Genomic DNA, 11124 nt, shown 5'->3' on the forward strand with positions numbered 1-11124 from the left:
TTGTTTGAAAGCGCAAAAGGGAATTGGAAAGGTAGAGAAATTGAAAAAAGCCGCCCCTCGCGATTAGGAGGGACAGCCTTCTGCTTATTAATAGACAGATGTATTCTCTGATGTGATGTTTTCAAGGATTTCCTTTACTCGTGCAAGGAAACGACCAGCCACTAACCCATCAAGCACGCGGTGATCGAGTGATAGACAGAGGTTTACCATATCGCGCACGGCAATCATATTGCCGTTCATAACGACAGGGCGTTTGACGATTGATTCGACTTGTAAGATTGCTGCTTGTGGGTAGTTGATGATACCCATTGATTGGATGGAACCGAATGAACCAGTGTTATTAACAGTGAATGTCCCGCCTTGCATCTCTTCGGCCTTCAACTTGCCCGAACGCACTTTTGATGCGAGATCATTGATGTCACGACCGATGCCTTTGATTGTTTTTTCATCGGCATGCTTAATGACCGGGACGTATAATGCATCTTCGGTAGCAACTGCGATGGAAATATTAATATCTTTTTTCTGGATGATCTTGTCTCCTGCCCACATAGAATTCATCATTGGGAATTCCTTCAAGGCTTGGGAAACTGCTTTCACGAAGAAAGCAAAATATGTCAGGTTGAAGCCTTCTTTCTGCTTGAACTCATTTTTCAGGGAGTCACGATACTGGACAAGGTTCGTTACGTCCACTTCGATCATTGTCCATGCATGTGGCGCTTCGTGTTTGGAGCGGAGCATATTTGTCGCGATCGCACGTCGCACTCCTGTAATCGGAATTTCGATATCACCTGCAGCGGTCGGAATTGAGACAGGCTCTGCCGGCTTGCTAGCAGGAGCGCTTTGTACTAGAGCCGCAGCCTGCTGTTCAACGTTTTTCGATGACTGTTCGGATTGCACTGCTTCTGCGGTTGGAATTTCACCGCTATCGATAATTCGTTGGATATCTTTACGAGTGATGCGTCCTTCATTCCCAGAACCCTGGACAAGTGAAAGATCAATATTATTTTCTTGTGCCAATCTCATGACCGCAGGAGAATAGCGTGCTGCTCCAGATTCACGTCTAATAGGTGCAGCAGGTTTCTGTGAGCCTGCTGCCGGCATTTCATTCGCTGGCTCTTCTTTCGCAGGGACAGCTTCCACCGAAGCTTCTGCGCCCCCTTCCGTTTCGATTGTACAAACGACGATGCCAACTTCTACAGTTTCGCCTTCTTGAACGATAATTTCCTTAATTGTTCCAGCGAAGGAGGAAGGGATTTCGGCAGTCACTTTATCCGTGTTCACTTCAGCCAACGGATCGTATTTATTGACAGTATCCCCTGGCTTCACTAACCACTTTTCAATTGTTCCTTCTGTGACACTTTCTCCAAGCTTTGGCATTTCGATATTTTCTATTGTCATATCCTAGTACCTCCTTCCGATTAAAATTCTGCTAGTTCTCGTGCAGCTTTTTCAACTTTATCCGGGTTGACCATGAAGAATTTCTCCATAGTCGGTGCATAAGGCATTGCTGGAATATCAGGACCTGCAAGACGTCTGATCGGGGCATCGAGATCAAATAGGCAGTTTTCTGCAATGATTGCTGACACTTCACTCATTATGCTGCCTTCTAAATTGTCTTCTGTGACGAGCAACACTTTTCCGGTTTTGGAAGCCGCTTCAATGATGGCTTCTTTATCCAACGGGTAAACTGTCCGCAAATCAAGAATATGAGCAGAAATTCCATCTTCAGCCAGTCTTTCCGCTGCTTGCAATGCGAAATGCACACAGAGGCCGTAGGTGATGATTGTAATATCGTCCCCTTCGCGCTTCACATCCGCTTTTCCGATTGGCAGTACGTACTCTTCTTCAGGAACTTCCCCTTTGATTAAACGGTATGCCCGTTTATGCTCGAAGAACAGGACCGGATCATCGTCTCTGATTGCCGCTTTCAATAATCCTTTTGCGTCATAAGGAGTCGAAGGGATGACGATTTTCAAGCCAGGTGTACTGGCGAACATCGATTCGACTGATTGGGAATGGTATAATGCTCCGTGGATTCCGCCACCGAAAGGTGCACGGATGACAATCGGACAAGACCAGTCGTTATTGGAACGGTAACGGATTTTCGCCGCTTCGGAAACGATTTGGTTTACAGCAGGCATAATGAAATCCGCGAACTGCATTTCAGCTATAGGACGCATTCCATACATGGCGGCTCCGATTCCTACACCCGCAATAGCGGATTCTGCAAGAGGCGTATCAAGCGCGCGGTATTCACCGAATTGATCGTAAAGGCCGTTTGTCGCTTTAAAAACGCCGCCCTTTCTTCCAACGTCTTCTCCAAGAACGAATACATTTTCGTCTCTTTCCATTTCTTCTTTCATGGCAAGTGTAATTGCATCAATATACGAAATGACGGCCATTATTCGTTCCCCCCTTCCTCTTTATAAACATGGCGAAGCGCATATTCCGGTTCTGCATATGGTGCTTTTTCTGCATAGTCGGTCGCTTCATTGACAATCGCCATGATACGTTCTTCCATTTCTTTTTCATACGCTTCATCGAGGATGCCAGCATCCCTTAAGTACGCTGCAAATTTAGGGATCGGATCATGCTTCCGTTCGTTTTCAAGCTCTTCTGAATCCCGATACAAACGATGATCATCATCTGAAGAGTGCGCTGTGAGACGATAGCAGATTGTTTCAACGAGGCTCGGCCCTTCACCATTACGGGCACGGTCAGCCGCTTCCTTAACTACCCTGTATACTTCAAGTGGATCTGTACCATCGACAGTCACGCCAGGCATGCCATATCCAATGGCACGATCAGAGACGTTCTCACAAGCCAACTGTTTTTCAACTGGAACGGAAATTGCATATTTATTGTTTTCGACCATAATCACTGTCGGAAGTTTGTGGACACCTGCAAAGTTCATCCCTTCATGGAAGTCGCCTTGGTTGGACGACCCTTCCCCTAATGTAACGAATGTGATGAAATCCTCTTGTTTCATTTTCGCAGCAAGCGCGACGCCCACTGCATGTGGGAGCTGTGTCGTCACGGGTGATGAGCCCGTCAAGATACGATTCTTCCGTTGCCCGAAGTGACCTGGCATTTGGCGACCTCCAGAGTTTGGATCTTCCGCTTTTGCAAATGCCGAAAGCATAAGTTCCTTCGGTGTCATTCCAAAGTGAAGGACAACTGCCATATCACGGTAATAAGGTGCAATCCAATCCTTGTCTTTGTCGAGTGCATACGCAGCTCCTGCTTGAGCGGCCTCCTGCCCTTGACACGAAATGACAAACGGAATTTTACCTGCACGGTTCAGTAGCCACATACGTTCATCTAACCGTCTTGCCATGACCATCGTTTCATATATTTCCAATGCATCTTCATTCGTCAATCCCAATTCTTCATGACGCGTTTTTGCCATTTTAGAAACCCCCTTCTTATCCAAGCATAAAATCGGTGTTCGAATGCGTACGGACAGCCGATTCCGATATTTCTTTACATATGAATTGCTATTCCATCCACAGCAAGGGATGCTTCCCCGATTACTTCAGATAGAGACGGGTGCGGATGGATGGTTGAAGCTACTTCCCATGGAGTTGCATCGAGCACCATTGCTAAACCTGCTTCAGAAATCAAATCCGTCACATGCCCGCCTATCATATGGACACCTAAAATATCATTTGATTTTTTGTCGGCGATAATTTTCACAAATCCATCGGCATTTCCATTAATAAGTGCCTTGCCGATCGCAGCGAATGGGAACTTTCCAACTTTGACATCAAAGCCTTGTTCTTTTGCCTGCATTTCGGTTAGACCAACGCTTGCCGCCTCAGGACTTGAATAAATGCACCGGGAAATGTTCGTATAATTGATCGGTTCTGTTGAAATACCGGCGATATGCTCAACAGCTGCAATGCCTTCATGGGAAGCTACATGTGCCAACTGAAGTCCGCCTATACAATCACCAATTGCATAGATATGGCTTTCCTTCGTCTGGAATGTGGGCTTTGTATTAATAAAACCGTTTTCAATTTGAATTTCCGTATTTTCAATGCCGATTCCTTCTACATTCGCTTGGCGTCCAACTGAAACAAGCATCTTCTCGGCAGTGAACACTTTCATTTCACCTGCTAACTCAGCGGATATCGTGACAGATTCCTCTGTTTTTGAGAGACTGTCCGCGGCCACTTTCGCTCCAGTTACGAATGTGATGCCTTTTTTCGTCAGTAATTTTTTCATTTCCTTTGAAATGTCTTCATCTTCCGTAGGAATGATCCGCTCCGCATATTCAATTACAGTGACCTCGACGCCAAAATCATTCAACATCGAAGCCCATTCGATTCCGATGACTCCTCCGCCGACAATAAGGATCGATTTCGGTAGTTCCGTCATCTGGAGGGCTCCATCTGAAGAAAGCACCTGTTGTTCATCGATTTCCAACCCTTGCAAAGTACGGGGTCTCGAGCCGGTTGCGATAATGAGGTTTTTCAATATGAGCATTTCATTTTCTTCCCCGTTGTTCATTTCAACGGAAATCGTTCCTGGCATCGGAGAAAAAATCGAAGGTCCCAACATGCGGCCGTGCCCTTCATATACATCAATCTTTCCTTTTTTCATTAACCCGATGACACCTTTATGCAATTGTTGGACGATTTCATCCTTTCTTGCCTGGACACGCGCAAAATTCAATGATGCGCCATTCGTATCAACCCCGAACTGGGCAGCTTCATTTTTCGTCATTTGATACACGGAAGCACTTTTTAATAAGGCTTTGCTTGGGATGCATCCTTTATGCAGGCAAGTCCCTCCAAGTGCATCTTTCTCAACTAGTGCCGTTTTTAGGCCTAATTGTGCGGAGCGTATTGCGGCGACGTAACCGCCTGTGCCTCCGCCTAAAATTACAACATCATATTCGTTTGCCATCTTTATTCATGGCCTCCTCTTGCTATCCATCAAGCAGGATAGGTTTTTGCTTGCTCTTCACCATTCAGGACCCGTAGAGCACCCTCAGCAAGGGCTTGCAACTCGTCTTCACCTGGATAGGTTACTACTTCGGATATCCAGCCGACCCGGCTTTTGATCATTTCAACATACTCCTTGCCGTATGCGAGGCCACCAGTCAATAGGATGGCATCGACTTTGCCTTCGAGCACTGTTGCCGCGCTGCCAATTTCCTTTGCGACTTGATATGCCATTGCCTCATAGACTAAAGCCGCATTTGAGTCGCCAGCTTCTATTCTTTTTTCGACAGTCACAGCGTCGTTCGTACCTAAATATCCGACAAGACCGCCCTGTCCGACTAATTTTGCCATGATCTCTTTTCTGAAATAAGTTCCCGAATAGCACAAATCTACCAGTTCGCCGATTGGTACTGTACCCGACCGTTCAGGACTGAATGGCCCATCACCGTGCAAGCCGTTGTTGACGTCTATAACTTTACCGTAACAGTGTGCCCCGACTGTTATGCCGCCTCCCATGTGAGTGACAACCAGTCGGAGCTCATCATAACCTTTGCCGACTTGCTTCGCATATCTTCTGGCGACCGCTTTCTGGTTGAGTGCATGAAAAATTGATTTTCTGCTGATTGGTGCAAATCCCGAAATACGGGCAAGCGGCTGCATTTCGTCGACAACAACCGGGTCGACGATGAATGCAGGGATATTTGCTTCAGAAGCAATCTCATTTGCTAGGATGCCGCCAAGATTTGAAGCGTGTTGACCGGAAAAGCCTTTTCTCAAATCATTGAGCATTTCTTCATTGACGTAATATGTACCGCCTGAAATCGGTCGGAGTAATCCTCCTCTTCCACATACAGCATCCAATTCCGTCATGCGGATGCCGCCAACTTCCATAGAAGAATAGATGGCCTCTTTCCGAAAATTATATTGATCGATGACCGAATCGAAGTGTGCAAGCTTTTCCGCCTGATGCCTCAATGTGTCTTCAAATATGATTTGATCGTTATCGTACACACCGATTTTCGTTGATGTGGATCCGGGGTTTATGACGAGAATCCGGTACCTCATTTTTCGCACGGTCATCCTCCTCTCGGGGTGCACCTGTTAGGGAATGATTTGCTATTATTTTTTTCGTGTAAGAACACTTTTTTCGTTTTGCAGGAACTGTCCACGTGATTTGGCAACACGGGCGATACGTTCCTCAGCAAGTCGATCCGCTGCAACGTACGATGGAATGTTATCGCGCTTTGATATCGCGAAAATCTTTTCAATCGTATCGTAAATTCCAGCGACGCGTTTCAATGCACGTTCCCGGTTATAGCCAGCAAGCTCATCAGCCACATTGATGACGCCTCCGGAATTGATGACGTAGTCAGGTGCGTAGACGATTCCCATTTCATGGATTGTATCGCCGTGCTCCGGATTCTTCAATTGGTTATTCGCTGAACCAGCAATGACTTTCACTTTTAGTTGTGGAATCGTTTCGTCGTTGATGATGGCGCCCAATGCGCATGGAGCGAAAATGTCCGCTTCTTGCGAATAAATTTCGTCGGTATCGACGGCAGTTGCGCCAAAAGCCTCAACAGCACGTTGAACAGCTTCCTTATTAATATCAGTAACAATCAGCTTTGCGCCTTCTTCATGCAAGTATTCGCATAATGTGTAGGCGACGTTTCCAACGCCTTGGACAGCTACTGTCTTGCCTTCAAGAGAATCACTTCCGAATGCTTCTTTCGCTGCAGCCTTCATCCCCTTATAAACACCGAACGCCGTGACAGGCGAAGGGTTGCCCGAAGAACCAAACTCTGCGGAAACGCCAGTAACATAATCCGTCTCCAAATGAATCAAATCCATATCCTCTTCTGTTGTACCTACATCTTCTGCTGTAATATATCTTCCGTTCAACCCTTCTATGAAGCGGCCGAATGCGCGGAACATCTCTGGGTTTTTATCCGTTTTCGGGTTTCCGATGATGACCGTCTTTCCGCCACCTAAATCGAGTCCCGCAGCGGCATTTTTATACGTCATTCCTTTTGCTAGTCGAAGTGCGTCCTCGATTGCTTCTTCTTCACTCGCATATGTCCACATGCGAGTACCGCCTAAAGCAGGTCCTAAAGTCGTATCGTGGATTGCGATAATCGCTTTCAACCCTGAAGTTTTGTCTTGGCAAATAACCAACTGTTCGTAATCGTGAGTTTCCATATAGTTAAAAATTTCCATAATGCATTTCCTCCTCCGGAATATCCGTTTTTAGTTTTTAGATGCCTGAATGGCTAATGCCAACGAGTACAGCTTGCTTTCTGCGCTATCAGATCTGGATGTCAATACGATCGGAGCACTGGCACCTTGTATGATGCCGCCGACTTTCGCTTTTGCGAAATACATGAGTGACTTATATAAGATATTTCCCGCCTCGATTGAAGGCACTACGAGAATGTCCGCCAGCCCCGCAGTTTCGCTCGTTATTCCCTTGTGCTTGGCGGATTCGATGGAAACTGCATTATCCAATGCAAGTGGGCCATCGATGATGCAGTCCTTAATTTGCCCTCTTTGATTCATGACAACAAGCGATGCTGCATCAGTCGTGGGTGTCATTACCGGATTGATTGTCTCGATTGCTGCAAGTGGGGCGACAATCGGCGTTTTTACGCCACATGCCCTGGCGGCGGCAACCGAATTCCGGATAATTTGGGCTTTCTCTTCCAAAGTGGGCGCAATGTTCATGCCAGCATCCGTGACGAAAAGCAACCTGTCATAGCCTTCCACTTCAAAAGCCGCTACATGGGAGAGGATTTTTCCGGTCCGTAACCCATATTCTCCGTTCAATACGGCTTTCAGAATAAGTGCAGTCGGCAAGTTGCCTTTCATTAGCACTTGTGCATCCCCGCTTGAAACGGCACGTACGGATTTTTCCGCCGCTTCTTCGTTGCTGTCAGTATGGATTAGGGTGATGTAAGGATGTCCGTACAGTTCTGGAAAATGGTCTTTAATCGCCAGTCGCAACCTTTCTTCATTATCAAATAAAAGAAAGGATGCAATTCCTTTCATGACCGACATTTCCACTGCTTCTAACACTGCCGAATCGGCGGCGCATGCAACGGATACGACCCGTGTACCAGAAGAAGCCGTTCTTTCGACTAAAGCATCCAGCGTCGACATATGAGCAGCCTCCTTCAGATGAGTTTGTATTTCTCCAATTTATAATATAAGGAACGCAATGAAATGCCAAGACGGTTTGCTGTCAATGACTTGTTCCCGTCATGTTCAGCCAAAGCCTTTTCAAGTACGGTTCGTTCGTAATCATCCATAACTGTGGCCAGTGTACTGATTTCGGGAATGGCAACTTCCCCGGCTTTAACCTCATTTGTGGAAAGGGACCTTCTTATATCTTCTTCCCCTATGACAGCTGTTCCATGCTTTATAAAAATCATTGCTCGGCTTAAGACATTTTCAAGTTCCCGTACATTTCCTGGCCATTCATATTTTTGCAGCCTTTGCATAGCTTCTTCAGAAATGCTTTCTACATTCATGCCAAACTCCTGATTCAGCTTCTTCAATAGCTGAAGTGCGACTTCCGGAATATCCGATTTCCTCGTTCGTAATGAAGGTATTTGAATCGACAACCGATTGAGCATGTAATACAAATCCACATTAAACGTACCTTCATGAATTGACTTTTCAAGGTTTTTTGTAGAAGCCACAATAATTCGAGCTGTCTCAGTCGATGCCTCACTTCTCCTATTGGTCATTGAAAGTTGTAGGTAATCAAGGAGTCTTGATTGGACGGCTAATGGCAAATTGGTCACTTCGTCCAAAAAAAGAGTCCCTTTACCTGCTTCCTCCAATAATCCCGCCCTGAATGTAGCACCTGTGTCATGAGTTACGTTATCCCCGAAGATTTCTTTCTCTATTACAAAAGGATCAATTGCCGCACAATTCAAACGGATGAACTTACTTGACTTCCTGTCACTACCGCTATGAATCGCATTCGCAAACAATTCTTTCCCTGAGCCTGCTTCCCCTCGTAGTAAGACCGGAATATCCGATTTCGATGCAACCTTTGCCTGATCGATAGCAAGATTGATCTCAGAGGAGCTGCCATGGATATCGTCGAATGTACAAGTCGACTCCAATTTTCGGATTGTTTGTCTTGCCCAATCAAGTTCCTTCATAAGGCTTCGCATTTCAGTGATATCGTGAATGACACCAATACTTCCCTTCACTTCCTGATTTACAATAATAGGAGCCACGTTTACGATGACATCCCGATTATCTTCCCCAATCCTCATATTCACGCCTCTGACTGGCTTTTTTGTTTGCAATACTTTCATATGAATGCTTTCGCCTTCATTGATGTCGACAGACGCCGGTTTCCCGATCACTTCGTCTTCAGATAAGCCTGTTATCCGAGTGTACGCCGGATTGACAAGTATGCCATTCCCTTTTTCGTCAACAACCGAAATTGCGTCGTCACTAGATTGAATGATCGCTTCCAGCATCGTTTTCACTGATTTCAAATCAGTTATTTCCTCTGCGAGCTTGACAACCTCGGACACATCTTTAAATATTGCAAATGCACCAAATGTCTTTCCCTCCGTGGAAATGAGCGGATAACGGGAACTTACAATTTTCACTCCGTTGCGCAGAATCAACTCTTCATTTACTTCGGAGCGTCCGGACGAAAGTACTCTGACCAATTTACTGTCTGGGATAATGTCAGTAATCGATTTGCCGATTGCGTCGAAATCAGAAACTTCTAACATCATGCAAGCGCTTTCATTAATAAAATCAATAATCCCTTTATGATCGATACCAATCATGCCTTCATCAATTGAATTAAATATGAGACGCTGCCTATCCATTTCCGTTTGTATCTTACGGATGTATTGATCATTTTCATTCAATAGTCCTACGAGTAGATTCGCGACAGATCCGGGAATTAATACCGTATTCATGTGGATGCTCTTCATCAATTCATCAAAAACTGCTTTGTCTCCAGATACATCAAAAACAATTTGGACTTCATCAGTCAAGAAAAGCTTCCAATCGGAGCCATACGAGATTCCTAGTTTCTTGGCGATTACAAGTCCTGGTGCCTGTTCATCAATATCGACAATTGCCGACACATTCATGAAATTTGAGTTCAAGAGCAGGTTCAGTATTTTCGTGCCCCCGGATCCCGCTCCAACAATGAGTACATTTTGCAAGGATATTCATTCTCCTTTTTGCACCATGCAATCTTTTGCAAATCTATATTCATAATACACGATTGTTCTGTTCTTGACAATAATTGTTGAGCAGGTAAAATTATATTTGGTAAGGAGATTGATATTATGGCTCGTATGGCGGCATTCATCGTACTTCTGATTCCTATTCTTATCACAGCAGGCGGTATTAAGCTCATGCGTGATTCACTTTTCGGAATCCAATTTGCTCCATTTCCTTTCATCTGGCTACAATTCACGGTGGGCTTCCTCATGTTCGGTGCAGGTCTTGCCTTCTTTGCAGGTTTCCTGCTACGACGTGATAGACGAAAAGGAAGGGTTCAAGATCGTTTCAAATAATCGTTAATTCAAAAAGGACATCGACGAATTCGCCGATGTCCTTTCATACTATTTATTAAATTCAGCAATTCGAGACTTAGAATTGTTGATTTCGGCTACGGGCGGACGAGTTTTTATCTATAGTCAAGTGTTTTACTAATTTCTTGGTACTTTAGATGATTAAAGGTGCCGAGTATGTCAACAGACTGTTGCTTTCCGTTCCGACGCTCGCTTTCCGCGGGCATGGCTTGAGCCTCCTCGGACGCGAAAGGCGTGCGCCCTGCGGGGTCTCAAGACTCATGCTAGTCCCGCAGGAGTCGAGCGTCTGCACTCCAAACAACAAGTGCTTCTTAATATATAAGTATGCCAAATAGATATACAAGAAATAATGACTATGTGTGTATTTGAAAATCTAACGTATGCAATGTCATCTTCTTCAGCGCCATAGGATTTTTTAATTGAGTCTCCCAATGGATGAATAAAGATTTTCTACTAAAGGGTAGATAATCTGGATAATGTCGAGGGACCAACAGGTATAAGGATAGCGCTTCCAACTGTTAGCGTCGTAAATTGGTTCTTCATCATTACTATCCATCTCCTCTTTCATTTAGTAGAAGTTACCGTTGATTGAAGCG

At 45.2% G+C, this 11124-nt stretch carries 9 protein-coding genes; 1 reads left to right on the plus strand and 8 read right to left on the minus strand.

The genetic code is table 11. The annotated features are described in order from the left end of the window. Positions 1–87 precede the first annotated feature (87 nt). The 8 genes from OC538_RS03490 to OC538_RS03525 all read right to left on the minus strand — a co-directional run bounded on the left by OC538_RS03490 (position 88) and on the right by OC538_RS03525 (position 10153). A complete protein-coding gene (locus tag OC538_RS03490; protein WP_251694458.1) occupies positions 88–1398 on the minus strand; it encodes a dihydrolipoamide acetyltransferase family protein in 1311 nt (436 codons plus the stop codon). A gap of 20 nt (positions 1399–1418) precedes the next feature. Further along, a complete protein-coding gene (locus tag OC538_RS03495) occupies positions 1419–2402 on the minus strand; it encodes an alpha-ketoacid dehydrogenase subunit beta (protein WP_251624484.1) in 984 nt (327 codons plus the stop codon). Next, positions 2402–3409 carry a thiamine pyrophosphate-dependent dehydrogenase E1 component subunit alpha gene (locus OC538_RS03500; RefSeq protein ID WP_251694457.1) on the minus strand — a complete coding sequence of 336 codons (1008 nt, stop codon included), beginning with the start codon at positions 3407–3409 and terminating at the stop codon, positions 2402–2404. The genes OC538_RS03495 and OC538_RS03500 overlap by 1 nt, the downstream gene beginning before the upstream one ends. A 74-nt stretch (positions 3410–3483) precedes the next feature. Next, positions 3484–4911, minus strand: coding sequence for a dihydrolipoyl dehydrogenase (gene lpdA, locus OC538_RS03505; protein ID WP_251694456.1), 1428 nt, complete (start codon positions 4909–4911; stop codon positions 3484–3486). A gap of 29 nt (positions 4912–4940) precedes the next feature. Continuing rightward, positions 4941–6014 carry a butyrate kinase gene (gene buk, locus OC538_RS03510; RefSeq protein ID WP_285847114.1) on the minus strand — a complete coding sequence of 358 codons (1074 nt, stop codon included), beginning with the start codon at positions 6012–6014 and terminating at the stop codon, positions 4941–4943. Positions 6015–6068: 54 nt separating this feature from the next. Continuing rightward, positions 6069–7166: a Leu/Phe/Val dehydrogenase gene (locus tag OC538_RS03515; protein WP_251694454.1), complete on the minus strand. Its 1098-nt coding sequence runs from the start codon at positions 7164–7166 to the stop codon at positions 6069–6071. Between the two features lie 30 nt (positions 7167–7196). Beyond that, positions 7197–8105 (minus strand): phosphate butyryltransferase, encoded by a 909-nt coding sequence (yqiS, locus tag OC538_RS03520; protein WP_251694453.1) that lies wholly within the window; start codon positions 8103–8105, stop codon positions 7197–7199. Positions 8106–8119: 14 nt separating this feature from the next. Further along, entirely contained in the window at positions 8120–10153 is a 2034-nt protein-coding gene (locus tag OC538_RS03525; protein ID WP_251694452.1) for a sigma 54-interacting transcriptional regulator, read from the minus strand. A gap of 126 nt (positions 10154–10279) precedes the next feature. On the opposite strand from OC538_RS03525, the gene OC538_RS03530 reads away from it, so the two are divergent. Then, positions 10280–10510 (plus strand): DUF2627 domain-containing protein, encoded by a 231-nt coding sequence (locus OC538_RS03530; RefSeq protein WP_251624491.1) that lies wholly within the window; start codon positions 10280–10282, stop codon positions 10508–10510. The last annotated feature ends 614 nt before the right edge of the window (positions 10511–11124 follow it).

The sequence above is a fragment of the Saccharococcus sp. Marseille-Q5394 genome, from assembly GCF_946901335.1.
Lineage (GTDB): Bacteria > Bacillota > Bacilli > Bacillales_A > Planococcaceae > Sporosarcina > Sporosarcina luteola_C.

Bases quoted from the DNA above. Each gene is read 5' to 3' on its own strand.
- OC538_RS03490 (WP_251694458.1), bottom strand. From the start codon at position 1,398: ATGACAATAGAAAATATCGAAATGCCAAAGCTTGGAGAAAGTGTCACA.
- OC538_RS03495 (WP_251624484.1), bottom strand. From the start codon at position 2,402: ATGGCCGTCATTTCGTATATTGATGCAATTACACTTGCCATGAAAGAA.
- OC538_RS03500 (WP_251694457.1), bottom strand. From the start codon at position 3,409: ATGGCAAAAACGCGTCATGAAGAATTGGGATTGACGAATGAAGATGCA.
- lpdA (WP_251694456.1), bottom strand. From the start codon at position 4,911: ATGGCAAACGAATATGATGTTGTAATTTTAGGCGGAGGCACAGGCGGT.
- buk (WP_285847114.1), bottom strand. From the start codon at position 6,014: ATGAGGTACCGGATTCTCGTCATAAACCCCGGATCCACATCAACGAAA.
- OC538_RS03515 (WP_251694454.1), bottom strand. From the start codon at position 7,166: ATGGAAATTTTTAACTATATGGAAACTCACGATTACGAACAGTTGGTT.
- yqiS (WP_251694453.1), bottom strand. From the start codon at position 8,105: ATGTCGACGCTGGATGCTTTAGTCGAAAGAACGGCTTCTTCTGGTACA.
- OC538_RS03530 (WP_251624491.1), top strand. From the start codon at position 10,280: ATGGCTCGTATGGCGGCATTCATCGTACTTCTGATTCCTATTCTTATC.